This is a genomic window from Vibrio sp. 10N.286.45.E10 (assembly GCF_002874195.2).
Lineage (GTDB): Bacteria > Pseudomonadota > Gammaproteobacteria > Enterobacterales > Vibrionaceae > Vibrio > Vibrio crassostreae.
The window spans coordinates 2786176-2811821 of sequence record NZ_MCWD02000001.1 but is presented as its reverse complement, the minus strand read 5'-3'; the positions used below and the strand labels follow the sequence as shown (position 1 = coordinate 2811821).

22 protein-coding genes are annotated in these 25646 nt (G+C 45.8%); 19 read left to right on the top strand and 3 right to left on the bottom strand.

The window, feature by feature from the left end:
* Positions 1-264: 264 nt before the first annotated feature.
* Both BCU34_RS12665 and BCU34_RS12660 read right to left on the bottom strand, forming a co-directional pair.
* Entirely contained in the window at positions 265-993 is a 729-nt protein-coding gene (locus BCU34_RS12665) for a glutathione peroxidase (protein ID WP_048659171.1), read from the bottom strand.
* Positions 994-1037: 44 nt separating this feature from the next.
* Complete coding sequence (locus BCU34_RS12660; RefSeq protein WP_102433306.1) at positions 1038-1217, bottom strand: hypothetical protein; 180 nt, start codon at positions 1215-1217, stop codon at positions 1038-1040.
* Between BCU34_RS12660 and oxyR the strand changes: the two genes are divergently transcribed.
* On the top strand, positions 1216-2109 hold the full coding sequence (gene oxyR, locus BCU34_RS12655; RefSeq protein WP_102433305.1) for a DNA-binding transcriptional regulator OxyR: 894 nt from the start codon (positions 1216-1218) through the stop codon (positions 2107-2109). The genes BCU34_RS12660 and oxyR overlap by 2 nt on opposite strands.
* Before the next feature lie 111 nt (positions 2110-2220).
* On the opposite strand, the gene BCU34_RS12650 is transcribed toward oxyR, so the two are convergent.
* Positions 2221-4782, bottom strand: a complete 2562-nt coding sequence (locus tag BCU34_RS12650) for a penicillin-binding protein 1A (protein ID WP_170960850.1) — start codon at positions 4780-4782, stop codon at positions 2221-2223.
* 151 nt (positions 4783-4933) lie between these two features.
* Between BCU34_RS12650 and pilM the strand changes: the two genes are divergently transcribed.
* The 18 genes from pilM to BCU34_RS12560 all read left to right on the top strand — a co-directional run bounded on the left by pilM (position 4934) and on the right by BCU34_RS12560 (position 25626).
* On the top strand, positions 4934-5959 hold the full coding sequence (gene pilM / locus BCU34_RS12645) for a type IV pilus assembly protein PilM (RefSeq protein ID WP_102479219.1): 1026 nt from the start codon (positions 4934-4936) through the stop codon (positions 5957-5959).
* Positions 5943-6542 (top strand): PilN domain-containing protein, encoded by a 600-nt coding sequence (locus BCU34_RS12640; RefSeq protein ID WP_102433302.1) that lies wholly within the window; start codon positions 5943-5945, stop codon positions 6540-6542. Before pilM ends, BCU34_RS12640 begins: the two co-directional genes overlap by 17 nt.
* Positions 6535-7146 carry a type 4a pilus biogenesis protein PilO gene (locus BCU34_RS12635; RefSeq protein ID WP_102479220.1) on the top strand — a complete coding sequence of 204 codons (612 nt, stop codon included), beginning with the start codon at positions 6535-6537 and terminating at the stop codon, positions 7144-7146. The genes BCU34_RS12640 and BCU34_RS12635 overlap by 8 nt, the downstream gene beginning before the upstream one ends.
* The gene (locus BCU34_RS12630; RefSeq protein ID WP_102479221.1) at positions 7133-7651 is read left to right on the top strand and encodes a pilus assembly protein PilP; all 519 of its coding nucleotides are present in this window, start codon (positions 7133-7135) and stop codon (positions 7649-7651) included. Before BCU34_RS12635 ends, BCU34_RS12630 begins: the two co-directional genes overlap by 14 nt.
* Before the next feature lie 59 nt (positions 7652-7710).
* Complete coding sequence (locus BCU34_RS12625; RefSeq protein WP_102479222.1) at positions 7711-9405, top strand: type IV pilus secretin PilQ; 1695 nt, start codon at positions 7711-7713, stop codon at positions 9403-9405.
* A 176-nt stretch (positions 9406-9581) separates the two neighbouring features.
* Positions 9582-10100, top strand: a complete 519-nt coding sequence (gene aroK, locus BCU34_RS12620; protein ID WP_017061125.1) for a shikimate kinase AroK — start codon at positions 9582-9584, stop codon at positions 10098-10100.
* Positions 10101-10125: 25 nt separating this feature from the next.
* Positions 10126-11214, top strand: coding sequence for a 3-dehydroquinate synthase (gene aroB / locus BCU34_RS12615; RefSeq protein WP_017061124.1), 1089 nt, complete (start codon positions 10126-10128; stop codon positions 11212-11214).
* A 79-nt stretch (positions 11215-11293) separates the two neighbouring features.
* Positions 11294-12811, top strand: coding sequence for an SPOR domain-containing protein (locus BCU34_RS12610; protein WP_102478447.1), 1518 nt, complete (start codon positions 11294-11296; stop codon positions 12809-12811).
* Between the two features lie 69 nt (positions 12812-12880).
* Positions 12881-13726 (top strand): Dam family site-specific DNA-(adenine-N6)-methyltransferase, encoded by an 846-nt coding sequence (locus BCU34_RS12605; protein ID WP_048659159.1) that lies wholly within the window; start codon positions 12881-12883, stop codon positions 13724-13726.
* A gap of 204 nt (positions 13727-13930) precedes the next feature.
* On the top strand, positions 13931-14605 hold the full coding sequence (gene rpe / locus BCU34_RS12600; RefSeq protein ID WP_102478448.1) for a ribulose-phosphate 3-epimerase: 675 nt from the start codon (positions 13931-13933) through the stop codon (positions 14603-14605).
* Between the two features lie 102 nt (positions 14606-14707).
* The gene (locus BCU34_RS12595; protein ID WP_048659158.1) at positions 14708-15394 is read left to right on the top strand and encodes a phosphoglycolate phosphatase; all 687 of its coding nucleotides are present in this window, start codon (positions 14708-14710) and stop codon (positions 15392-15394) included.
* 151 nt (positions 15395-15545) lie between these two features.
* Positions 15546-16562, top strand: coding sequence for a tryptophan--tRNA ligase (gene trpS, locus BCU34_RS12590; protein ID WP_016796005.1), 1017 nt, complete (start codon positions 15546-15548; stop codon positions 16560-16562).
* Positions 16563-16947: 385 nt separating this feature from the next.
* Positions 16948-19542, top strand: coding sequence for an ExeM/NucH family extracellular endonuclease (locus tag BCU34_RS12585; protein ID WP_102478449.1), 2595 nt, complete (start codon positions 16948-16950; stop codon positions 19540-19542).
* 200 nt (positions 19543-19742) lie between these two features.
* The gene (locus BCU34_RS12580) at positions 19743-20321 is read left to right on the top strand and encodes an aminodeoxychorismate/anthranilate synthase component II (protein ID WP_048605375.1); all 579 of its coding nucleotides are present in this window, start codon (positions 19743-19745) and stop codon (positions 20319-20321) included.
* Positions 20322-20785: 464 nt separating this feature from the next.
* Complete coding sequence (locus tag BCU34_RS12575) at positions 20786-21997, top strand: aspartate aminotransferase family protein (protein WP_048662993.1); 1212 nt, start codon at positions 20786-20788, stop codon at positions 21995-21997.
* A 107-nt stretch (positions 21998-22104) separates the two neighbouring features.
* Positions 22105-23124: an arginine N-succinyltransferase gene (astA, locus tag BCU34_RS12570; protein ID WP_102433297.1), complete on the top strand. Its 1020-nt coding sequence runs from the start codon at positions 22105-22107 to the stop codon at positions 23122-23124.
* Between the two features lie 39 nt (positions 23125-23163).
* The gene (astD, locus tag BCU34_RS12565; RefSeq protein WP_048662992.1) at positions 23164-24621 is read left to right on the top strand and encodes a succinylglutamate-semialdehyde dehydrogenase; all 1458 of its coding nucleotides are present in this window, start codon (positions 23164-23166) and stop codon (positions 24619-24621) included.
* A 213-nt stretch (positions 24622-24834) separates the two neighbouring features.
* Complete coding sequence (locus BCU34_RS12560) at positions 24835-25626, top strand: DUF1338 domain-containing protein (protein ID WP_048659154.1); 792 nt, start codon at positions 24835-24837, stop codon at positions 25624-25626.
* Positions 25627-25646: the final 20 nt, after the last annotated feature.

Below are 25646 nucleotides of genomic sequence, written 5' to 3'. Positions count from 1 at the left end.
ATTTGGTTTGAACGAACCCCTCCAACTCTGGTGATTTTTTGAGAGTCAGGATAGCGGGTCAGTTTTATGATTCTGTTTTATTAGTTTTAGCTTGTGATTCAGCTTCTTGTTACTAACGATAGGCTAGTTAAAAGCTAGCGCGTCACAAGCTATATTCTTTTCCAAAACTCAGATAAGAGTGTTTGGAATAGCTAACCCACAAGAGGGTGGGTTAGCTGGTATTACTGCTATTTATTTACTAAGCGTTTACTAGCGACTAAGTGATTAACCTAGGAAAGCTTCTAGTTCTTCGCTGCCACCGATGTGTTTACCACCGATGAATACTTGAGGAACAGTAGTGCGACCAGAGATTGCACGTAGGCTTACTGTTGTTGCATCTTTACCTAGAACCACTTCTTCGTAGTTTAGACCTTTGTCGATTAGGTTCTGTTTTGCTTTCATACAGAAAGGACAGCCTGGCTTAGTGAATACTGTGATTGACTCTTGCTCTTTGTGCTCAGGAGCAAGGTAGTTAAGCATAGTATCTGCATCAGAAACCTTGAACGGGTCGCCTGGTACGTCTTCTTCGATGAACATTTTTTCTACCACGCCGTTTTTAACCAGCATGCTGTAGCGCCATGAACGTTTGCCGAAACCGATGTCGTTTTTCTCAACTAGCATACCCATGCCGTCTGTGAAATCACCGTTACCATCTGGGATGAATGTGATGTTTTCTGCTTCTTGGTCTGCTTTCCAAGCGTTCATTACGAATGTGTCGTTTACTGAAACACACAGAATGTCATCAACACCGTTTTCTTTGAATACAGAGTGTAGCTCGTTGTAACGAGGTAGGTGGCTTGAAGAACATGTTGGCGTAAACGCACCTGGTAGGCTGAATACGATAACTGTTTTGTCTTTGAATAGCTCTTCAGTCGTTACGTTAACCCATGCATCACCTTGGCGAGTTGGGAATGTTACTTGAGGGATTGATTGACCTTCTTTAGATGCAAACATATTGATTTCCTTAAATAGTATTTTTAATTTTGTTCTATCAGAGCTTAACGTTTTTCTTCGCTCTGTTTCGTTTCGTTGAGCCCATTATTAGATAAATCCTTTGATAGCTCTAATCGTTTGATGTTATGGTTTTGATAGGTAAATTCTATCAATGGCATTTTTCTTTTAAATGTTTTTGTTAGAACCCTTGTTCTTATTAAAACCTGAGGTAAGAGACTGATCATGAACATTCGTGACTTTGAATACTTGGTAGCGCTCGCAGAGCATAAACACTTCCGAAAAGCGGCAGAAGCGTGCTTTGTCAGTCAGCCAACACTAAGCGGTCAAATACGCAAACTAGAAGATGAAATCGGACTTCAGTTAACCGAGCGTAGTCCAAGGAAGGTGATATTTACAGAATCAGGGTTACAACTTGTTGAACAAGCCAAGCGTATTCTCAATGAAGTGAAAACTTTTAAAGATATGGCGAGTGGCCACGGTGAAGCGATGACGGGGCCAATGCACATTGGTTTTATTCCAACCGTGGGTCCTTACATCTTGCCTAAGATTGTTCCTCATCTTAAAGAGAGCTTCCCAGATCTTGAGCTTTACTTGCATGAAGCTCAGACCCATCAGCTAGTGAGTCAACTTGAAGATGGCAAGCTTGATTGCTTGGTACTGGCTGCAGTTGATGAAACCGCGGTGTTCAAAGAGATTGATGTGTATGACGAGCCCTTAAGTGTTGCCGTTCCATGTGACCACGAGTGGGCTCAGCAAGACACTATCGATATGCTGCAGCTAAATGGACAGACCGTACTGGCGCTAGGTGACGGTCACTGTTTAAGAGACCAAGCCTTGGGCTTCTGTTTTGCGGCGGGCGCCAAAGATGATGAGCGCTTTAAGGCGACTAGCTTAGAAACGCTGCGTAACATGGTTGCGGCGGGGGCGGGTATTACCTTGCTTCCTCAGCTATCTGTGCCGAAAGAGAAGCAGAAAGACGGTGTGTGTTACGTACCTGCGGTGAATCCAACGCCTTCACGTAGAATTGTCGTGGCTTACCGTCCGGGTTCTCCATTGAAGGGACGTTTCGAGCAATTGGCTGAGACTATCCGAACTCAACTGGAGAAAACAGCTTAACACTCGATCTCAGAGCCCAAGCTGGTAAGGTATAGATATAAAAAAAGGGTTGATATGAATTCATATCAACCCTTTTTGTTGGTTCAACTTACTAGGTTCAACAAACCCTAGCTAGAACAGTTCTTCTACTGCTTCACCTGATGAGGTTGAGTAGATGTCGTCATTGAAACGTTCTGTGATGTACTCGGTTGGCTCAGTGCCTTTTTCGAAGTACTCGAACATTGATGAGCTATCGAACCTATTAGTCAATAAGCCAGTTTCACGGTCGATACGAACACGAACGATGTTCTCCGGAATCTCTTTACGTTCAGCAGGAACACCCGCTAACGCAGTACCCATGAAATCAACCCATGCAGGTTCTGCTGTTTTCGCGCCAGCTTCTGCACCCGTAATTTGGTTCTTACCAAGGTTTGAGTTCGCTTTGGTTCTGCCTAGGTTGCGGTTGTGGTTATCAAAACCAACCCATACCGTTGCAACCATGCCAGGGCCGTAGCCGCTGTACCAAGTATCTTTCGAGTCGTTAGTCGTACCGGTTTTGCCGCCAATATCACGACGTTTCAGTGGTTGTGCACGCCAACCTGTACCGTTCCAACCTGTACCCGCACTCCAATCACCGCCGCCCCAGATGTTGCTGTACATCATTTCACGAACTAGGAATGCGTTCTGCTCAGAGATAACTTGAGGTGCGTATTGAACTTTCGCATCCACGTCTTGCTCTGCAAACTCATCCGCCATTGGATCGGCTGTGATGGTCTGTTTGCAATCTTCTTTACAGACGACTTTTGGTGTCGCTTCAAACTCAGTCTCGCCAAATGGAGTCTCAACGCGGCTGATGTAGAAAGGTTCAACGTAGTAACCACCGTTAGCGAATACCGAGTAACCTTGCGCTACTTTCATTGGCGTTAAGCTACCAGCACCTAGCGCAATAGTTTCAGAGCGCGGTACTTCGTCAATATCAAAACCAAATCGAGTAAGGTAGTTACGAGTATCATCCAGGCCTACTTCGCGTAGTACACGTACCGCCATTACGTTTTTAGACTGAGCTAAGCCAATACGTAGACGAGTTGGACCCACATAAGTCGGTGGCGAGTTCTTTGGTCGCCATGCTGTGCCTTGGCTCTTATCCCATTGGTTAATCGGGGCATCATTGATCAGTGAGGCTAGCGTTAAGCCTTTCTCAATCGCTGCTGAGTAGATAAATGGTTTGATACCAGAACCCACCTGACGAATAGATTGCGTTGCACGGTTGAACTTGTTGTGTACGAAGTTAAAGCCACCCACCATCGACAACACAGCGCCGTTGTTCGGATTCATTGCAACAAATGCGGTGTTCGCATTAGGTACTTGGCTAAGTCGCCATACAACTGGTGTTTCTGATTCTGCAGTCGCTGACTCTTCTGTCGGCTCTTCAGAGACTTCATCGCCTGTAACGGCTTCATGGCGAACCCAGATTTGTTCACCAACAGCTAGAATCTCTTTTGCTTGAGAAGGCGCTGGTCCTTGGCGGTTATCCGTTAGGAATTTGCGTGCCCAGTTCATACCTTGCCATTCGATAGTGCCTTTACCTTGGTTCTTAACCCAAATTTGCGCACTTTTCGAATTAACTGCGGTAACAACAGCAGGGACTAGGTCACCATAGGTTGGTTGAGACTTAAGGTGTTTAACGATTTGTTCTTGATCCCACGCTGATTGCGCAGTCTGCCACAATACTTTTTCAGCGCCACGGTAGCCATGACGCTCATCGTAGCCAAGTAGGTTCTTAATTGCGGCTTGGTTCGCTGCTTTTTGCAGTTTCGAATCAACAGTCGTGTAGACCTTCATGCCTGATGTATAAGCTTCTTCACCGTAGCGTTCCACCATCCAAGCACGTGCAACTTCTGCAACATACGGCGCGCTCAGTTCGATCTCTGCACCGTGGTATTTCGAGATAAGTTCTTCGCTACGAGCGTCATCGAACTCTGCTTGAGTGATGTATTGCTCGTCTAACATACGACGCAATACGACGTTACGACGGTTAGTCGCGCGCTCAACAGAGTAAATAGGATTCATTGTCGAAGGTGCTTTGGGCATACCCGCAAGTGTCGCAATTTCACTCAGTGTTAGATCAGGAAGATCCTTACCGAAGTAAACACGTGCTGCAGCGCCAAAACCATACGAACGGTGACCAAGGAAGATCTTGTTTACGTAAAGCTCCATGATCTCTTCTTTACTAAGCAGTTGCTCAATGTGGATCGCAATGAAGATCTCTTTGATCTTACGCATAATCTTTTTCTCATTAGATAAGAAGAAGTTACGCGCAAGCTGCTGAGTAATGGTACTCGCCCCTTGTTTTGCTGAACCCGACATTGCAACCACGAGTGCTGCACGTGTGATACCGATTGGGTCAATACCAGGGTGCTCATAGAAACGGCTATCTTCGGTGGCAATCAGAGCCTCAACTAAGTGGCGAGGAATCTCGTCATAAGTCACCGGATTACGACGCTTTTCGCCAAATTGAGAGATCAACTTACCGTCTTGACTGAAGACTTGCATCGGCGTTTGGAGTTCTACGTCGCGCAAAGTGGCAACATCAGGCAACTCTGGTTTTACGTAATAATAAAACCCGAAAATTGTACTGACTCCAAGAATCATGCAAATCAATGTAAATATGAATAATCGCTTTATGAACTTCACCGGATAATCCCTGATTAGTTAAGGCTGATAAGCAGCAAACCCTTGTACTCTAGGCTAAAAACTTAGCTTTCGTTTATTAACGCTTATTTAACTAATAATCACAACCCCTAGATAATCAACGAAATGCTTGGCACTTCAGGAGCTAGGTCACATGGGTTCATCATTAATTACAGGTATAGATATAAATCATCACAGCATCAAAGCCGTGGTACTAAAACCCGTGGGGGAGTTGTATGCCCTAGTGGGATACAAAGAGCTGCCGATTTCGGACGACATTTTTACAGCTAACCATACTTTGGAGTATCAGAAAACTGTTAAGAAACTTAAAGAACTTAGGAAAGGACTGCCTTTTGGTTGTCGCAACGTCGCCATTTCGGTACCTGATAACACTGTGATCAGCAAAGTACTACAAATAGAGAGTGAGTTAGAAGACAGAGAAAAAGAGTTTTCTATCTATCAAACCTTCGCCCATCAATCTCCCTTTCCTATCGAGGAGCTGAGTTTAGATTTTGTAAAGCTGGAAGACAAACGATTTGGTAAAGGTTCGACAAGCAGTTATCAGGTGTACGCCACTCGTAAGGAAGTCGTCGATAGCCGAGCGGATGCATTAACTAAGGCTGGTTTTAAACCTGTGGTGGTAGATACACAGGCTCATGGGCTGCTAAACATCTGGCAATTGGCTTCGCGCTTGTATCCCGATAAGAATAACTGGTTGCTGGTGGATGTTGGAATCGACCAAACGTCGTTAGGAGTTATCCCGCAGAATTCAGCGCCTTTCTATAAAGACATCGCTTTTGGTACTCAAGATCTTCGCAGCTCGGATAACCCAAGTGATATAGAAGGTGTGTTCGGCACGGCTGAAGATACCCATCAATTCATTGTTCATTTGATTGAGAAGCTCAAGCGCCAATTACAGCTCTATTCATCTGGAAATGCGCAGCAACCTATCTCTGGGATCTGGCTGATGGGTGAGGGTGCGAGTATTCCTATGGTAACCGAAGAGTTAGAGCGCCATTTTCAGCTGAGCTGTGAGTCATTGAATCCTTTGTCTCTGTTTGAGAACAAGGTCGCCAAGAGACGTCGACTGCCAATGGACTGGCAACACTTTGGTATTGCCGCGGGTATGGCGATGAGCGGACTCAAGTGGCAGGGAGAAAAGCATGTTGCATCAAATTAACCTGCTGCCGTGGCGTGATGAGATTCGTGCTCAGCATAAGAAGCGTTTTGTTCATTTGGTTATTCTTGGCGTCATCATTGCGCTTGGTGGGCAATGGGCGGTCGGTAACTACTTTTATGACCAACAAGCCAGGCAGCAAGCGCGCCTCAATTATCTTAATCAATACATCGCTGAGCTCGACCGACAAATTCAGTCATTAAAAGTCGCCGAACAAGAGCACAAAGCCATTCTCACTCGACTTGATGTGGTGGAGTCTTTGCAGCTTGGCCGCAATAAAACCACCGACTTCATGAACCTGATGCCAGAGCTGATTCCTGAGGGCGTGTATGTCGACAAGATAAAGATGAATGGTCAGGAGATTGAGATGTCGGGCATCAGTGACAGTACCGCTCGTCTTGCGACTATGTTGGACAACTTAGAGCGCTCAGATTCCCTGGAAGGGGTCGAGATGCACTCTATCGTTCATAACCGGAAACGCTTCAATAAAGAATTTCAGACCTTCAAGGTCTCTTTTGTGTTTAGCCCTGTCTCTTTAGAAAACACAACCGCGAGCAGAAAAGAGAAGGAGACGCATCATGGCTAACCTTCAAAATAGAATGAGCTTGCAAGATCTCGATGTTGATGAGATCACCGAGTGGCCATTGCTGCCTCAGCTTCTCGTGATTCTGGTGTTGATAGTGTTAATCCAAGGTGTAGGCACTTGGCTTTATGTGTTGCCACTCGACGATGAACTGCAACAGATGAAGCAACAAGAACAAACCTTAAAGACGACCTTGCGAATTAAGGCCAATAAGGTTGCAGCCTTGCCTAAATTGCAGAGTCAGCTGGATGAACTAACCAGTCGCTATGATTACCTGTTAGAACAGCTGCCTGTGCAAAAGGAGTTGGCGAGCATGTTGGCATCAGTCAATGAGCTTGGCTTAGACAACTCACTAACCTTTACCCGAATCGACTGGGGCGAAAAACAGAACAAAGCTTTCCTATACCGCTTACCTCTTAACATCGAACTGACAGGTGATTACCACGAGATTGGTGATTTCTCTGCAGCTATCGCTAAGCTCCCGCGAATCATCAGCTTTGATGATGTGAGTTGGCAGAGAGTGAGCCAAGAAAGCAGCACACTTCACTTTAGGGTTCGAGCTTATACCTACCAGTTTAAATCGGAGGTCAACGATGAGGCCCAATAGCGCGCTCTATTCAACGTTGTTACTGCTGATGTTGTCGGGCTGCAAAGCCAATCAAGATTCACTAGAAGACTTCGTGGTGCAGGTTGAGCTCAAAGCGAGAAAAGAAGTTGAGCAGCTTGTTCCTGCGACTGAGTTCTCAGCCGCTACCTATCAACGACGTGCTTTTCGCCCTCCCTTTGAACTACCCAAAGAAGCGATCGTGCAAAACCAGCCTTTGGTGAAGAAAGATTGCTGGCAACCTAGCGCTCGTGCTCGCAGTGGCAAGTTAGAGAAATACCCACTGAGTAAATTGCGCTTGAAAGGTGTGATGGGCAGTGGAACGAGTGTGTTTGGGCTTGTACAAACCCCCAAGGGAAATGTCGTCAATGTGAAAAGAGGCCAGTTTATTGGCCTAAACAATGGCCGAGTTACTAAGGTGACCAGCCAGTACGTTCAGATTAATGAAACTCTTCCAGATGGCTTAGGTTGTTGGCATAAGCGCAACGTTAGGCTGGCTCTGAAGTAAACCAATGTCACATGATGTGGATATGAGATGTAAATATGATTAAAGGAATAAGTGAGTCAATGAACAAAGGGCTGAAAGGCTTGATGGTGTCTGTGATGTTGGTTTTTAGCGTATTCAGTTACGCAGAGAGCTTACCAAATAAATTAGAGAATATTGATTTTAGGGTTAATAAGGATAAAGACGCCGTCATTATCATTGAGCTGGCGACCAGCACCGCTGTGGTGGATGTTCAACGTGCTCAGGAAGGGTTAAGTATCGAGTTGATCAATACTCAGGTTGATGATGACAAGCTTTACCTACTAGATGTAAAAGACTTCGCTACCTTGGTTGAAGGTATTGAAGTCTATAAAGAGACACCAAGCACTCGGCTTCTAGCGACGATTAGCAATGACTATCAGTATGAATACAATCTAAAGGGACGTTTTATTGAGGTGGTGATCAGCAAACCAGTTATCGATCAAGTGACCAAAGAAAAAAGCGTTCTAGAGAAAGAGGGCAAGCTGATATCGATTAACTTCCAAGACATCCCAGTACGAAATGTCCTGCAGCTGATTGCCGACTATAACGATTTTAACTTAGTCGTATCTGATTCGGTCGCCGGAAACCTCACTTTACGTTTAGATGGCGTACCTTGGCAGCAAGTTCTCGACATTATCTTGCAAGTTAAAGGCTTGGATAAGCGAGTTGATGGTAATGTTATCTTGGTGGCACCTAAAGCGGAGCTCGATCTTCGAGAGCAACAAGCGTTAGAAAAATCGCGTTTAGAAGAGGAGCTTGGGGAGCTTAAGTCGGAAATCATCAAGATTAACTTTGCTAAGGCCACCGATATTGCCGACATGATTGGCGGTGAAGGTGCGGTCAGCATGTTGTCTGATCGCGGTTCGATTACCATTGATGAGCGCACTAACTCTTTATTGATTCGTGAGTTGGAGGAGAACATTGCCGTGATACGAGGCATCATTGAATCCTTAGATATTCCTGTGAAACAGGTGCAGATAGAGGCGCGTATCGTGACCGTCACTGAGGGTAATCTTGATGAGCTTGGCGTGCGCTGGGGTGTTTCCTCGACCAACGGAAGCTTCACCGTTGGTGGTTCAATAGAAGGTAATCATCCATCACAAATCACACCGTATGACGATGATGGTGGCAACAGTGCGATTGATGACTACCTCAACGTTAACTTGGGGGCGACATCGCCGAATGCATCGAGCATTGCTTTTCAAGTCGCCAAGCTTGGGTCGGATACTTTGCTCGACCTTGAACTGTCGGCACTTCAACAAGAGTCGAAAGCTGAGATTATTTCTAGCCCACGCTTAATCACCACCAATAAAAAGCCCGCTTATATTGAGCAAGGTACTGAAATCCCTTACTTAGAGTCTTCTTCAAGTGGTGCAACGTCGGTCGCATTTAAGAAAGCGGTATTGAGCCTCAAGGTGACGCCGCAGATCACACCCGACAATCGTTTGGTATTGGATTTGAGCGTGACTCAAGATAGACCTGGGCAAGTGGTCAAGACCGGAACAGGGGAAGCGGTAGCAATTGACACGCAAAGAATAGGTACGCAAGTGCTTGTTAATAATGGTGAAACTGTCGTTCTTGGCGGGATATTTCAACACAGCGTAAGCAGCACGGTGGATAAAGTTCCTCTGTTGGGAGACCTGCCAGTTTTGGGTGCATTGTTCCGTCGCAGCTATGAAAATGTGGGTAAAAGTGAACTACTTATTTTTGTCACACCCAAAGTTGTGATTCAGTAATGAACAATTAGATTAAAAATAAAGTTGCATTAGTGGCACCTAACCTTGATAATTTCGGGTCTTATCACGAATTATCTGTGAGGAATCGGTGCCACGGGCCTTTTAATTTCAGTACTTGTACTGACCTACCTTGTGGCGATGTCATTGAATTAACGTTGTAAATTACTGCTAAAAACATGGCTGAGAAACGCAATATTTTTCTTGTTGGCCCAATGGGCGCCGGCAAAAGTACAATTGGTAGACACCTAGCTTCCCAACTTCATATGGAGTTTCTAGACTCTGACACTGTGATTGAAGAGCGCACTGGCGCAGACATCGCATGGGTTTTTGATGTTGAGGGCGAAGAAGGTTTCCGTAAGCGCGAAGAATCTGTAATCAATGATCTGACAGAAGAACAAGGTATTGTTCTTGCGACAGGTGGTGGTTCAGTGTTGAGCAAAGAAAACCGTAACCGTCTATCTGCACGAGGCATTGTTGTATACCTAGAGACAACAATTGAAAAGCAACTTGCTCGCACTAACCGCGACAAGAAACGCCCTCTACTTCAAACAGACAACCCGCGTGATGTGCTAGAAGATCTAGCTGTATCTCGCAACGCACTATACGAAGAAGTGGCGGACTACACAGTTCGTACTGACGACCAAAGTGCAAAAGTGGTAGCCAACCAGATCGTAAAAATGCTAGAAGAACGTTAAGTTCATTTTTTCGGAGAGCAAACCCATGGAACGGATTACGGTCAATCTAGCTGAGCGTAGCTACCCTATCTCTATTGGCGCCGGGTTATTTGAAGACCCGGCGTACCTTTCTTTTTTATCAGGCAAACAGAAAGTTGTTGTTATCAGTAATGTGACAGTAGCGCCTCTTTATGCAGATAAAATTTTATCGCTATTGGATCAAGTAGGCTGTCAGACATCTCTTCTCGAGCTGCCAGACGGTGAACAGTACAAAACCCTTGAAACGTTCAATTCAGTGATGAGCTACATGCTTGAAGGAAATTACAGCCGCGATGTGGTGGTGATTGCTTTAGGTGGTGGTGTAATCGGTGACTTGGTCGGTTTTGCTGCCTCTTGTTACCAGCGCGGTATAGATTTCATTCAAATCCCGACGACCCTTCTTTCTCAAGTGGACTCTTCTGTTGGTGGTAAAACCGCAGTAAACCATCCTCTTGGTAAGAATATGATCGGCGCTTTTTACCAACCGAAATCTGTGATCATCGATACTAACTGTTTATCAACGCTTCCAGAGCGTGAGTTTGCAGCTGGCATTGCTGAGGTGATCAAATACGGCATCATTTACGATGAAGCCTTCTTTGATTGGTTGGAGCAGAATCTAGAGAAACTTTATCAACTTGATGAAGAGGCACTGATCACCGCGATTGCTCGTTGTTGTGCAATTAAGGCTGAAGTGGTGGCTTTAGATGAAAAAGAGTCAGGAATCAGAGCGTTATTGAACCTAGGTCATACATTTGGTCATGCGATTGAAGCAGAACTAGGCTATGGTAATTGGCTACATGGTGAAGCTGTGTCGTCAGGCACTGTAATGGCAGCGAAAACTGCTCAATTGCAGGGGCTGATCTCTCAGCAGCAACTTGAGCGAATTATTTCTATACTCAAGAATGCGAAACTACCAATCCATACGCCAGAAAGCATGTCTTTTGAAGACTTTATGAAGCACATGATGCGCGATAAAAAAGTGCTGTCTGGTCAGTTGCGTTTGGTATTACCAACAAGTATTGGTACTGCTGAAGTGGTTGCTGATGTGCCTCAAGACATCATTAAACAAGCGATCGATTTCTGCCGTACTCTTTAAATTTGGTTGTGAGGTTGCCTAGCTAAACTCTAGGCAACTGAAGCGTTTTACTGATCGATCTTATCAGTAGGGATCCCCAATGAGTTTGGCTCATGAATTAAGAGTATTAGAGTTAGAATCTCAAGTTGAGCTGCTAGAGCGCTTACAGCTTTTGACTAACTTTGGTTCAAACCTAGTCACGGTTGCTGGTAAAACTGGCTCGGGCCGTTCTTGGTTAGCTCAGCGTTATCTGGAAGCGTGGTCGACTGAAAAAAATCAGTGTTTACTGCTTTGTCATCCAAGCCAAGACGATCAACAACGCCGCGCGCTTATTCTTAGCCAAATTGTTTCTGAACCCCTGTTTAATCAACATGATTCTTTATCAGATAGCCTGACTAGGTTACTGGATGGAGAGCCGTGTAATGTGGTTATCGTCGTTGATGATGCCCAACGACTTTCTGAGCTATTGGTATCCGAATTATGGATGTTGGTACTAGAAGCTCAATCAAACCCTCAATGGACGATCAATATCGTTCTCTTCTCGGAACCTGGCCACTTAGATACGTTATTAACGCGTTTGAGTTACGGTCAACAACACAAGCCTATCGATCTCGAGATCGATGACCTTTCGCAACCAGAAGCTGAACATTTCTTTGAATCACTGGTGATTCGATATGTTGATGATGAGTCTGAAACTCGCGTGCGACGTGCGTTTAGTAAAGCGCAACCTCTGCCCGGTGAGTTAATGGCTTTAGGAGAATTGAAAGTGGAAAAAAGGATTATTATTCGCTCAATTATTGGCTCACCGATCAATATCGCGATTGTGGTGGCCTTGTTGTTGGTTTTAATTGGTGGCGGCTATTGGTGGATGTTCAGTCAGCCAACACCAGACGATAAAGCGCAGTCGCTTATCGCACCGATTGAAAAGACAGCTATCCCAACTTTTGAAGTGGAAAGTGGTACCGAGCAAGCTGGTATCGACGGAATGGTAGATTCTGAAACCGAAGCTGACATGAGTTACCAAGGCGCTGACGACGATAGCTCATCTTTGCCGCCAACTGTCGTTGAAGATACCGCGAGTGTTGGGGAAGTGGAACAAGATCAGCAACGCGTTGTGATCACCTCTGACGTGGTTGATGCTCTGCTTGATGATAAGCCTGAAAGTGCCGATACCAGCGCGATTGATGCGGCTGTTGAGGAAAATACAGAGGCAGCGGCTAGCGCGCAACCTGATGCAGCACAAGCCGAACCACAACCAACAGTTGATGAAGAATCAGATCTAACTGATTCAACACCGCCGACTAAAAAGATTACCTTCTCATTTGCTCGTGAAGAGTTACAAGCTATCTCGCCGCGCGCGTATACCTTGCAGTTGAGTGCGATGACCTCATTGGAGGATGTGCAATCCTTCATTGAAGAATATGACCTTGAGAACAAGGTTCGTATTTACCCAACACTTCGTAACGACACCAAGTGGTTTATCATCACTTATCAAGATTACCCAACGATTCAAGTGGCGCGAGACGCGGTAAGTGCGTTATCAAAACCCCTTCAACAGTTGGAACCTTGGGCAAAATCGATGAATCAAGTGCATCGAGAGATAGAACGTGCGAAATAACCCTGAGCTTAGCCTCAAAATATGTTACATTCCGCAGCCTTATTTTTGAGTTGATAGATAGAGCAGTAAATGAAAAAGCAGCGTGCCTTTCTAAAATGGGCTGGTGGTAAATATGGCCTAGTTGAAGACATCCAACGTCACCTGCCACCTGCTCGTAAATTGGTAGAACCGTTTGTCGGTGCCGGCTCAGTATTTCTGAATACTGACTTTGAACAGTACCTGCTTGCAGATATCAACCCCGATCTTATCAACCTGTACAACCTACTTAAAACCGATCCTGAAACTTATATCACGGAAGCGAAGCGCTGGTTCTGTCCTGAGAACAACCGCAAAGAAGCCTTCTTAGATATTCGCGCTGAGTTCAATGGTACAGATAACGTCATGTATCGTTCGTTGGCTTTCTTGTATATGAATCGATTTGGCTTTAATGGCCTATGTCGTTACAACAAGAAGGGCGGTTTTAACGTCCCATTTGGTTCTTACAAAAAACCTTACTTCCCAGAAGCCGAGCTGGAGTTTTTTGCCGAGAAAGCGAAAAAGGCCACCTTCGTCTGTGAGGGATACCATGAAACCTTTAGCCGCGCGCGCAAAGGCTGTGTGGTTTACTGCGATCCTCCATACGCACCGTTGTCGAACACGGCTAACTTTACCTCATACGCAGGTAATGGCTTTAGCTTAGATGACCAAGCTGCATTGGCGGATGTTGCTGAAAAAGCAGCAATGGAGCGTGGTATTCCTGTTTTGATTTCAAACCACGATACGACACTAACGCGTCGCTTATATCATGGTGCTGAGTTAAACGTGGTCAAGGTGAAACGCACCATCAGCCGTAATGGCGCTGGGCGTAATAAAGTTGATGAGCTGCTGGCGCTTTTCCATAAAGAGAAAAACCAGCAACACACATCAGCGGAATAGTTCTGGTCAGAACAGCCGCCAAACTCATAAAATTGAGTGACCAACGGATACTTTCTTAAACTAATCTTTCGAACTGCTAGGATCTGCTTAGGTGCTTAGGTAGAATTGCACACCAAATAGTCTTGGACTTGAGTCTTGTATTTGTGTATGAGATATCACTAAGACGGTGACATTTGTAATTTACTCACTCTTAAGAGGTTTGGTATGAAAGATTTTCTAATCGCTCCATCGATTTTGTCTGCAGATTTTGCTCGTCTTGGTGAAGACGTAGAAAAAGTACTCGCAGCTGGTGCTGATGTTGTGCACTTCGATGTGATGGACAACCACTACGTACCTAACCTGACTTTTGGCGCGCCTATTTGTAAAGCGCTGCGCGACTACGGTATTACTGCTCCTATCGATGTTCACCTTATGGTTAAGCCTGTGGACAGTATTGTTCCTGAGTTTGCAAAAGCGGGCGCATCAATGATTACCTTCCACGTTGAAGCTTCAGAGCACATCGATCGCACTCTACAGCTCATCAAAGAGCACGGTTGTAAAGCGGGTGTGGTTCTTAACCCTTCAACACCGCTTTCTTGCCTAGATTACATCATGGACAAAGTAGACATGATTCTACTAATGTCTGTGAACCCTGGCTTCGGCGGTCAATCTTTCATTCCTCACACGCTAGATAAACTACGTGCTGTTCGTAAGCTGATTGATGAGTCAGGCCGCGACATTCGCCTTGAGATTGATGGCGGTGTGAAGGTGGATAACATCCGTGAAATCGCAGAAGCGGGTGCAGATATGTTCGTTGCGGGTTCTGCTATCTTCAACCAACCGGATTACAAAGAAGTGATTGATGAGATGCGTGCAGAGCTTGCAAAAGTAAACGCATAATCGTAAAACTACAGATAGATTGAATATTAAGGGGCTCATTGGCCCCTTTTTTACGTCTTATCGCTCAACACATAAGACGAATATAATTAATAGGAAAGTAAGATGTCATTAAGCTCAATAAAACTGATCGCCTTTGATTTGGATGGAACCTTGTTAGACAGCGTGCCTGATTTAGCTGTCGCCGCTGACCAAGCTTGTCAGGAGCTGGGTTTCCCTTCAGTGAGTGAAGAACAAGTTCGCGACTATGTTGGCAATGGTGCTGACGTGCTTATCGGGCGTTCACTCAGCCGTAACCTAACTGTTGATCCAAGCCTAGATCCTGAGCTGCTGAAGAAAGCACGCATCTTGTTTGATGATTTCTACGAGCAGGGCGGCCACAAGCTGAGCCACCTTTACCCATCAGTAAAAGAGACGCTGGCAGAGCTGCATAATGCGGGTTTCACTATGGCGCTTGTGACCAACAAACCATCGAAGTTTGTACCCGACGTTCTGGCGCAACACGGTATCGATAAGTACTTTGTTGATGTTTTAGGCGGCGACTCTTTCCCAGAGAAAAAACCGAATCCAGTAGCGCTGAACTGGTTGCTAGAAAAGCACAACGTTAAAGCGGAAGAGATGTTGATGGTTGGTGATTCAAGCAACGACATCAAAGCGGCTAAGAATGCGGGTTGCCACTCGTTTGGTCTGACTTATGGCTACAATCACGGTGAGCCAATTTCAGCATCAAACCCTGACTATGTGGCGGATAACGTTGCTCAATTACTAGATGTCGTTCTAGTTTCAGCATAAAGCGGACAAAAGTTAGCTAACCCACTAGCAAAATACTTATCAATGAGTACACTGGATGAGCCGCGCAGAAAGAGCTGTGCGGCTTTTCTATATTTAAGTTAAGAAGCTAAGCGTTCAATAAACTTAGCGAATAAGCAAAGGAATTAAAACCATGAGCAAGCCCATCGTATTGAGTGGTGTTCAACCATCTGGTGAACTAAGTATCGGTAACTACTTGGGTGCTCTACGTCAATGGCAACAGATGCAAGATGATTACGATTGCCAATACTGTGTTGTAGACCTTCACGCAATTACGGTTCGCCAAGACCCGAAAGCACTGCATGAAGCGACTCTAGACGCACTCGCAATCTGTCTTGCTGTCGGTGTTGATCCAAAGAAGAGCACGCTATTTGTTCAGTCACACGTACCAGAGCATGCTCAACTTGGTTGGCTTCTTAACTGTTACACGCAAATGGGTGAACTGAGCCGTATGACTCAGTTTAAAGATAAGTCTGCACGTCACTCAAACGACGTAAACGTAGGCCTATACGACTACCCAGTGTTGATGGCTGCAGACATCCTGCTTTACGGTGCTCACCAAGTGCCAGTAGGTAGTGACCAGAAACAACACCTAGAGCTAGCGCGTGATATCGCAACTCGTTTCAACAACATCTACGGTCCTGAAACGCCAATCTTCCAAGTGCCAGAACCTTACATTCCAACAGTGAATGCACGTGTAATGAGCCTGCAAGATGCGACTAAGAAGATGTCTAAGTCGGATGATAACCGTAAGAACGTGATTACTCTGTTAGAAGAGCCTAAGTCGATCATCAAGAAGATCAACAAAGCGCAAACTGATGCAGAAACACCGCCACGTATTGCTCACGATTGGGAAAACAAAGCGGGTATCTCTAACCTAATGGGTCTTTACTCAGCAGCGACAGGTAAAACGTTTGAAGAGATCGAAGCGCAATACCAAGGTGTTGAGATGTACGGTCCATTCAAGAAAGATGTAGGCGCAGCATTAGTTGAGATGCTTGAGCCGATTCAAGCTGAATACCACCGTATCCGTGCTGATCGTGCTTACATGGACGCAGTAATGAAAGCGGGTGCTGAAAAAGCGTCTGAGCGTGCTGCAGTAACACTGAAAAAAGCATACGAAGCAGTAGGTTTTGTTACTCGCCCATAGGGTGAACTAACACGACTCGCTTGAAAATTTGAGCCCAAAGTAGCTTTTGTTTACTTTGGGCTTTTTAATGCCCATTCCATTTACCTTCCTCGAAAACCCCTTGTTTGAATTGATAATTTACGCAGTATCTGACTAGCATATCCATCATATTAATGCTGTGCAGATGATCTTATTCAGCACTTCTGAACTTTATAAATTCATACTCATTTCTATATATGTTGGAAATATATAACGTGCCAAACAATTGATGATTCCAAAGTGATAAGTTCCTCATTTTCTTGCCAACTGACTTATTCCTTTCATAAATAAACCTGATAGTTACCACAAAATACATGACTGCCCATAGATGGCAGTGACTATAAATCAATGAACTCAGGTGAAACGGATGGCTCTTTTACACAAACCTTCATTGCTAGCAGTGGCAATTGGTAGCTTGTTAACCACAAGCGCACACGCTGATTTGTTTATTTCACAATATGTGGAAGGCGGCAGCTACAACAAAGCGGTTGAGATCGCCAATAACGGCGATAGCAGCATTAACTTAGATGGTTACTCACTGGCGAAGTCTGCCAATGGCAACGGATCATGGGGCGCCACTTTACCTTTAGATGGCCACGTTTTAGCGCCCGGTGAGGTGCTTGTTGTTGCTCATACCAGTGCTAGTGATGAGATTAAGGCGGTCGCTGACATTCTAAATGCTTCATTGGCTAATCATAATGGTGACGACCCGCTAGCTATCTTGAATGCAGATGGTTCGGTGCATGATGTTGTTGGTTTGATGGGCGATGTGGACTGGGGCAAAGATGTTACTTTGGTTCGTGCGACACAAACACCTTCTGCGACGTTTGATGCTTCACAATGGGTATCGCTACCAAAAGACAGTATTGAAGGGCTAGGTTCACTAGACAGTGTTGAGCTGCCAGAAGCCTTTACTTGTACAGAAGATGGCTCAGACCCGGTATTTACCACCATTCAAGAGATCCAAGGCGAGGGTGCAACATCACCGTTCATCGATGGCTACCCGTACATCACCGACGATGAATACTTCGTAAAAGGTGTAGTTAGCGCAGTGACTACTGGCCTAACCAAAGGCTTCTATCTGCAAGCGATTGAGGATGACTTCAATTCAAGTACCTCTGAAGGTCTATTTATTCACACTAACCAGTCAAGCTCAGATTTAGTTGCGGGTGATGTGGTGTGTGTGAAAGGTAAGGTTCAAGAATACTACAGCCACACTCAGCTTAAAGTTGAAAACAACCAATGGCTAAAGCAGGGCGAACAGCAATCCCCTGAAGCGACGGTGATTGAAGCGCTAGACAGTGATGAGAACTTCGCTGCAACGCTTGAACGCTACGAAGGCATGTTGCTGAAAACAACCGAAGCGCTTGATATGCGAGTGACGCGTACCTTCGGTTATGACTACGCAGGTCGTCGTAACAACATGGTATTAGCCCATGAGCGTATCAACATGCAGCCGAACCAGCTTTTTGCTGCCGGTTCTGATGAAGCGAAACAACAAACAGAAGACAACGCTGATCGTCGCCTTTTCGTTGAAACGGATCAAAAAGCGGGTGACGGACAAGTTCCTTTCTACCCAGATTTTGGCCGTACCGACATCGACCAAGATGGTTCGACCGAAGACTACATCCGTATCGATGACACCATTGTCGGCCTAGAAGGTGTGTTGACTTACAGCTACGGTGAATACCGTTTAATTGCGACTAACCAGATCTCGGCTGAAAACTTCGTTCGTAACGACCCACGTACTGACAAACCAGACATGGATGAAGGTGACCTGCGTATTGCGACCTTCAATGTATTGAACTACTTCAACTCTCCATTTGGCGGTGACGCGAACCAGCACGGCAACAACCGTGGCGCGAACACCATCACTGAGTTTGAAATGCAGCAAGAGAAGATTGTGAACGCGATTCTTCGTCTAGACGCTGACATCATTGGTTTGATGGAAATTGAGAACAACGGCTTTGGTGAAGGTTCAGCGATTCAACAGCTTGTTAACCAGCTGAATGATCGCATTGAGCGTAAGAAAGACCGTTATACGTTTGTCGCTGTTGATTCAAATGAAGATGGCGTAACCGACGAGATGGACTCGATTGGTACTGACGTAATCACAACGGGTGTTATTTACCGTAAGAAGGTAGTTAAGCTAAAAGACAGCCGCGTTATCGCGATGCCAAGCCAACAAGCACCAGAGGTGTTAGACGATTCAGGTAAGGTGATTGAGGACGGTAAGAACTACCAGCGTGACTCATTAGCGCCAACCTTCAAGGTCAAAGGTACCAAAGAGAAACTGACCGTAGCGATTAACCACTTTAAATCTAAAGGCTCTAAGTGTTGGGAAGATGCAGCACCGGTTGAACAGGGTGGTCAAGGTGGTGTTGATGCCGACAAGCAAGGCTCATGTGAGAACTTCCGCGTAGCTGCGGCGGTGGCACTGGGTGAAGCGCTCGATGGTATCAAAGGTCACAAAGTGATCCTGGGTGATATGAACTCGTACGGCATGGAAGATCCAATGCTGGTGCTAACGGATTACTCTGAAGAGAAATACGGTAAGCAAATCAAAGCGGCTCGTAACACTTACATTGATGGTGTTGAACAGTTTGGTGATAACGGCGCGGTGATTACTAAGAACTACGGTTACATTAATGCTGTGGCTCAAAAGCACCCAGACAGCTGGAGCTACTCATACAATGACGAAGTGGGCGCACTGGATCACCTGTTGATCAGCGACAGCCTGAAAGACATGGTTGTGGATGCAACTGACTGGCACATTAACGGTGGCGAATCGACGTTGTTTGACTACAACGAAGAGTATAAAGGCGATCTGCCTAAGTACCAAGATCACTTCCGTTCATCGGATCATGATCCTGCGGTTCTTGAGCTCAGAGTCGGCGGTTCATTCGGCTTGGGTGCATTGATGTCATTGTTTGGTCTAGCAATGTGGCGTCGTCGCAAGTAGCTAAATCGTAAGTAGATTGGCAAGCCATACAAGCAAGCCAATTCAGGTAACTTAAGGCTATCTGTAAACAATTAAGGTCAACTTACGTTGGCCTTAATTATTGGCGAAATGCAGTTTCCACTTGCCTTTCGCTATGGGTATTGCACAATACCGCCCCTATATCTCCCAATCCTTTAGTATTTAGCAAACGATTTCGACCCATGTTACTTATCATCGATAACTACGACTCCTTTACCTATAACTTGTATCAGTATTTCTGTGAGTTAGGGGTAACTGTAAAAGTTGTTCGCAACGATGAGATTGATATTGCGGGCATCGAAGCGCTAAATCCTAGTCATCTTGTTATCTCGCCGGGTCCTTGTACACCGGATGATGCGGGCATTTCTCTACAAGTCATCGAACACTTCGTTGGTAAACTGCCGCTCTTAGGAGTGTGTCTTGGTCATCAAGCCATTGCCCAAGTGTTTGGTGGTGAAGTGGTGAGAGCCAGACAAGTGATGCACGGTAAAACCTCTCCGATACGCCACAATGGCAAGAGTGTTTTTCAGGGATTGAACAACCCATTGACCGTGACACGTTACCACTCACTAGTGGTGAAAAATGGCACGCTACCAGATTGCTTTGAACTGACGTCTTGGACGGAGTTTGAAGATGGCAGCATGGATGAGATCATGGGTTATCAACACAAAACCTTGCCGATTGATGCGGTGCAATTTCACCCTGAATCGATTAAAACAGAGCAAGGACACCAACTTCTCGCTAACTTCCTAGCACGCTAAGTGTTTAAATTTGACCCTTTCTCCGCCTAAATAAGCCAGTTAAACCTGTCAGCCCATTCGTTAAGCGTTTAAATTCGGGCTTTACGCGTCTCTCTCCCTCTGACGCCGATCACTTTTTATAACATTTCTCTCTCGCTTCGCTAAGTTTTTAGCCTATGCAAAATTATTCGCGTTATTTCCTCTCGAACCCTATATACCGCTGTGCCAGTAAGGCTTTGCTATTACTAGTCATACGTTTAGGTAAAAAAAGCTTCATAAAACAGATTAATTGATGCATAAATAGTCATAGGTAGTGACGTTTAGCTGGTTGTGAGGGATGGCTAAAGAATAATCTACTATTGAAAAGGTTAATTAAATGTAAATATAATGCTGCAGCGGGATTATGGCGAGACAAAATATCTTTGTCTCACTTATGAACCATTACGCTTATTTGCGAAGCTTGCGGTATCGAGAAGGAATGTACGATGACAGTGGAAAATAAAGTAGAACGTAGTCTGTTTAATGAGGTGATGGTGCCTTGTTATAACCCAATGGAAATGATCCCAGTAAAAGGGGAAGGCGCACGCGTTTGGGACCAACAAGGCCGAGAGTATATCGACTTTGCTGGTGGTATCGCTGTGAGCTGTTTGGGTCACTGTCACCCGGCAATGGTTAACGCAGTTACTGAGCAAGCAAACAAGATTTGGCACCTAAGTAACGTGATGACCAACGAACCTGCACTGCGTCTAGCGAAAAAGCTAACCGACGTATGTTTTGCAGAAAAAGTATTCTTTGCCAACTCTGGCGCAGAAGCGAATGAAGCAGCATTGAAGCTAGCTCGTCGTTGGGCGGCGGATGTTCACGGTCCTGAGAAATCTGAAATCATTGCATTCAAACAAGGTTTCCACGGTCGTACTTTCTTTACCGTAACGGTTGGTGGTCAAGAAGCTTACTCTGATGGTTTCGGTCCTAAACCGGGCGATGTGACTCACCTGCCTTACAACGATATTGCAGCGCTAGAAGCGCACATCTCTGATCGTACTTGTGCAATCATGATGGAACCTCTGCAAGGCGAGGGCGGTATCATCTCTCCAACGTCTGAATTCGTGAACACGGTTCGTGAACTGTGTGATAAACACAATGCACTGCTTATCTTTGATGAAGTGCAAACGGGTAATGGTCGTACCGGTAACTTTTACGCTTACCAAGGCCTAGGTGTGACACCAGATATTCTAAGCACGGCTAAATCTCTAGGTGGTGGTTTCCCTATCGGTGCAATGCTTACGACCACTGAACTCGCGACACATCTAAAAGTTGGTACGCACGGTTCTACTTACGGTGGTAACCCACTGGCGTGTGCTGTTGCTGAGGCGGTTGTTGATGTGGTTAGCCAACCTGAAACATTAGCTGGCGTGAAAGAGCGTGAAGCTCTGTTCCGCGATGGTCTAGCTAAGATTAACGACAAGTACCAAATCTTCAGTGAAGTTCGTGGTAAAGGCCTACTACTAGGTGCTGCACTTAACGAAGAGTGGCAAGGCCGTGCACGTGACGTATTGGTAGCAGCAGGCGAACAAGGCTTGATGGTACTGGTTGCGGGTGCAAACGTGGTTCGTTTCACGCCATCACTGGTTATTACTACACAAGAAATTGAAGAAGGCTTATCAAAACTAGACAAAGCAATCGCTACGCTAGTTTAGCCTGAGCGGCGTCATAGGAATGATCGCCAATAGAGCGCTCCCATGACGTTCTGCTAAAGGCCCAAGCTTCTGGTTTTGGGCCTATTTTGCATCTGGAGGGAATATTGATGCTAGTTGTTCGCCCAATAAAATTATCTGATTACGATGCGCTGCATACCTGCGCGGTTGAATCTGGTCACGGATTCACATCTCTTCCGGTTAACGAAGAACTGTTAACTAACCGTATTACTCACTCTGAATACAGCTTTGCCAAGCAAAACGTGACTGAGCCCGGTGACGAAGGCTACCTGATGGTTGGCTTCGACACAGAAACCGGTGAAGTTGCGGGTACGACTGGCATTGAAGCCTCAATTGGCTGGGATGTCCCGTTTTATTCGTACCACATCAGCAAAGTGGTTCACTCATCGCAAAAGCTTGGCGTGAATAACGTCGTGAAGCTACTGACTTTCGGTAATAACTACACAGGATGCAGTGAGATCTGCACATTGTTCTTGCGCCCAGCTTTCCGTGGTGGATTGAATGGTCGTTTGATGTCGAAGTGTCGCTTCCTGATCATGTCTGAGCACCCAGAGCGTTTTTCGAAAACGATTTTTGCTGAGATGCGTGGTGTATCGGATGCAGAAGGTAATTCTCCTTTCTGGCAATGGCTGCAAGAGCATTTCTTCTCGATTGATTTCACGCTTGCGGATTATCTAACCGGTATAGGTAAGAAAGGTTTCATTGCTGACCTAATGCCAAAGCTACCTATCTACGTGAACCTATTGAGCAAAGAAGCTCAGGCGGTGATTGGAGAGGTTCATGACAATACGCGCCCTGCACTTAAGTTGTTGGAACGTGAAGGTTTCACTAACCGTGGCTATGTCGATATCTTTGATGCAGGCCCAACGGTTGAGTGTGATCTAAGAAACATCGAATCGGTGCGTCACTCAATTAGAGCACAGGTTCAAATTGCAGAGCATTCTAGCTCTAAAGACTTCCTAATTGGTAATACCTCGTTTGAGAACTTCCGCGCAGTAGCCGCGAAAGGTGCGTATGACCAAGCAAGCGACACAGTGATTTTATCATCTGAAGTAGCGAGTGCTCTTGAAGTAAAAGAAGGCGAATTTGTTCGCATGTTGGCTCAGTAAGAGCGGCGATTATCTGTCGAAGATTTTAAGGATAGAAGTATGACTCAGTGGATAGCAGGACAGTGGGTGGCAGGTCAAGGTGACGCCATGACATCAGTAAGCCCATACAACAATGAAGTAGTGTGGCAGGGTGATAGCGCAACACCAGCACAGGTTGAATCTGCAGTAGCAGCAGCTCGTGAAGCCTTCTTGGTTTGGAAAAAATTGAGCTTTGCAGAGCGTGAAGCGATCGTGTTGAACTTTGCTGAGAAGGTAAAAGAGAACAGCGAAGAGATTGCACAGATTATTGCAAAAGAGACGGGTAAACCGATTTGGGAAACTCGCACTGAAGCGGGCGCGATGGCGGGCAAGATCGCTATCTCTATTCGTGCATACCACGAGCGTACTGGTGAAGCTTCGCGTGAAGCGGCAGGTAACCAAATCGTACTGCGTCATCGTCCATTAGGTGTTATGGCTGTATTTGGCCCTTACAACTTCCCAGGTCACCTACCTAACGGTCATATTGTTCCAGCTCTGCTATCGGGCAACACCGTAGTATTCAAGCCTTCAGAGCAGACACCTTGGACGGGTGAATTCGCAATGAAGCTATGGCAAGAAGCGGGTCTTCCTGCTGGCGTAATCAACCTAGTGCAAGGCGCTAAAGAGACAGGTATCGCACTGGCTGATGCTAAAGGTCTTGATGGCGTGCTATTTACGGGTAGTGCGAATACTGGTCATATCCTGCATCGTCAATTCGCGGGCCAACCGGGCAAGATGCTGGCACTAGAAATGGGCGGCAACAACCCTATGGTGATCAGCGACCAATACGGTGATGCAGACGCAACGGTATACACTATCATCCAATCGGCGTTCATCAGTGCGGGTCAGCGTTGTACATGTGCTCGTCGCTTGTATGTGCCTGTTGGCGAGAAGGGCGATCTGCTTCTAGATAAACTGGTCGCAGCTACGCAAAAGATTCGTGTCGATCAGCCATTCGCTGAACCTGCACCTTTCATGGGCCCTCAGATCTCTGAAGCTGCAGCTAAATTTATTCTAGACGCGCAAGCTAATCTGCAATCGTTAGGTGGTGTCAGCCTAGTAGAAGCAAAAGCGGGTCAAGCGGCGTTTGTTTCTCCGGGCATTATCGATGCAACCAATATTGCTGACCTGCCAGATGAAGAGTACTTCGGTCCATTGCTGCAAGTGGTTCGTTACCAATCGCTAGAGCAAGCGGTCGAGTTAGCTAACGACACACGCTTTGGTTTGTCTGCAGGCCTTGTATCAACAGACGATTCTGAATGGGAATACTTCGTTGACCATATCCGTGCGGGTATTGTTAACCGTAACCGTCAGCTAACAGGCGCAAGTGGTGATGCACCGTTTGGTGGTCCGGGTGCTTCAGGCAACCTACGTCCAAGTGCTTACTACGCAGCTGACTACTGTGCTTACCCTATGGCTTCAATGGAAGGTGGCGAAACTCAACTACCAGCATCGTTTAGCCCAGGTATTGAGCTTTAATTTAGGCTAATGAGTCTTAGGCTCATTGGTTAAGCTTGAAACAGGGAAGTGGTGTTATCGCTTCCCTTTTCCATCACGTCCGACACCTAGATTGGGCGGTAGATAATAATAGAACAAGTATGTCACAGGCTGATGGCTGCTGACTCTGTGTCTCAGCCTCTCCCTTTCTAATCCAAATTACTAGCTTGCTAGAACCTCTGACAAGGAGTCACCATGACGCCCGATCTACTCTTTAAATCACTATGGGACGATTACATTCACAGGCTGTGTCCATCGGCTGAGAAAGTGCATCACTTGCTGAAAGAAGATGAAGCGCTGATCAACGACCATATTGCACTGCGTACTTTTAATGTTGCCCCTCTCGGTATTGAAACACTAGCTAAGCCTTTCCTGGAACTGGGTTACAAGGCGTGTGGCGACTACCTGTTTGAGAGCAAGAAGCTAGTGGCTAAACACTACGAGCACCCAGACCCGAAGCAGCCAAAAGTGTTCATTAGTGAATTGAAGGTCGAAGAGTGTTCTAGTGAATTACAACAGATCGTTGCTAAGTTAGTTGAGCAGGTTGATGCAAGCAAGCTTCAAGGTCATGAGTTCTTGTTTGGTGGTCGCCAATGGGATTTGAGCTTCGCTGATTTCCAAGTACTAGCTAAAGAGAGCGAATACGCATCTTGGCTAGCGGCTCATGGATATGGTGCAAACCACTTTACGGTAAGTGTGAACCAGCTGAATAACTTTGATGAAGTGCAGGCGGTGAATGACTACCTGAGCGAGTCTGGCTTTACTATCAACGCATCTGGCGGTGAGGTTAAAGGCTCTCCAGAGGTCTTATTAGAGCAATCATCAACAATGGCAGACAAAGTCCCAGTTTCATTTGTTGAAGGCAATGAGATGATTCCTGGTGGTTTCTATGAGTTCGCTAAGCGTTATGCGATGGTCAATGGTGAGCTTTACACAGGTTTTGTTGCCGCATCGGCGGATAAGATCTTTGAGAGCACCAACGGTTAATAAAAGGTACGAGAACGGAC

Bases quoted from the DNA above. Each gene is read 5' to 3' on its own strand.
- astA (WP_102433297.1), top strand. From the start codon at position 22,105: ATGCTAGTTGTTCGCCCAATAAAATTATCTGATTACGATGCGCTGCAT.
- BCU34_RS12580 (WP_048605375.1), top strand. From the start codon at position 19,743: ATGTTACTTATCATCGATAACTACGACTCCTTTACCTATAACTTGTAT.
- oxyR (WP_102433305.1), top strand. From the start codon at position 1,216: ATGAACATTCGTGACTTTGAATACTTGGTAGCGCTCGCAGAGCATAAA.
- aroK (WP_017061125.1), top strand. From the start codon at position 9,582: ATGGCTGAGAAACGCAATATTTTTCTTGTTGGCCCAATGGGCGCCGGC.
- astD (WP_048662992.1), top strand. From the start codon at position 23,164: ATGACTCAGTGGATAGCAGGACAGTGGGTGGCAGGTCAAGGTGACGCC.
- rpe (WP_102478448.1), top strand. From the start codon at position 13,931: ATGAAAGATTTTCTAATCGCTCCATCGATTTTGTCTGCAGATTTTGCT.
- pilM (WP_102479219.1), top strand. From the start codon at position 4,934: ATGGGTTCATCATTAATTACAGGTATAGATATAAATCATCACAGCATC.
- BCU34_RS12560 (WP_048659154.1), top strand. From the start codon at position 24,835: ATGACGCCCGATCTACTCTTTAAATCACTATGGGACGATTACATTCAC.
- BCU34_RS12665 (WP_048659171.1), bottom strand. From the start codon at position 993: ATGTTTGCATCTAAAGAAGGTCAATCAATCCCTCAAGTAACATTCCCA.
- BCU34_RS12605 (WP_048659159.1), top strand. From the start codon at position 12,881: ATGAAAAAGCAGCGTGCCTTTCTAAAATGGGCTGGTGGTAAATATGGC.
- trpS (WP_016796005.1), top strand. From the start codon at position 15,546: ATGAGCAAGCCCATCGTATTGAGTGGTGTTCAACCATCTGGTGAACTA.
- BCU34_RS12575 (WP_048662993.1), top strand. From the start codon at position 20,786: ATGACAGTGGAAAATAAAGTAGAACGTAGTCTGTTTAATGAGGTGATG.
- BCU34_RS12625 (WP_102479222.1), top strand. From the start codon at position 7,711: ATGAACAAAGGGCTGAAAGGCTTGATGGTGTCTGTGATGTTGGTTTTT.
- aroB (WP_017061124.1), top strand. From the start codon at position 10,126: ATGGAACGGATTACGGTCAATCTAGCTGAGCGTAGCTACCCTATCTCT.
- BCU34_RS12635 (WP_102479220.1), top strand. From the start codon at position 6,535: ATGGCTAACCTTCAAAATAGAATGAGCTTGCAAGATCTCGATGTTGAT.
- BCU34_RS12660 (WP_102433306.1), bottom strand. From the start codon at position 1,217: ATGATCAGTCTCTTACCTCAGGTTTTAATAAGAACAAGGGTTCTAACA.
- BCU34_RS12630 (WP_102479221.1), top strand. From the start codon at position 7,133: ATGAGGCCCAATAGCGCGCTCTATTCAACGTTGTTACTGCTGATGTTG.
- BCU34_RS12595 (WP_048659158.1), top strand. From the start codon at position 14,708: ATGTCATTAAGCTCAATAAAACTGATCGCCTTTGATTTGGATGGAACC.
- BCU34_RS12585 (WP_102478449.1), top strand. From the start codon at position 16,948: ATGGCTCTTTTACACAAACCTTCATTGCTAGCAGTGGCAATTGGTAGC.
- BCU34_RS12610 (WP_102478447.1), top strand. From the start codon at position 11,294: ATGAGTTTGGCTCATGAATTAAGAGTATTAGAGTTAGAATCTCAAGTT.
- BCU34_RS12640 (WP_102433302.1), top strand. From the start codon at position 5,943: ATGTTGCATCAAATTAACCTGCTGCCGTGGCGTGATGAGATTCGTGCT.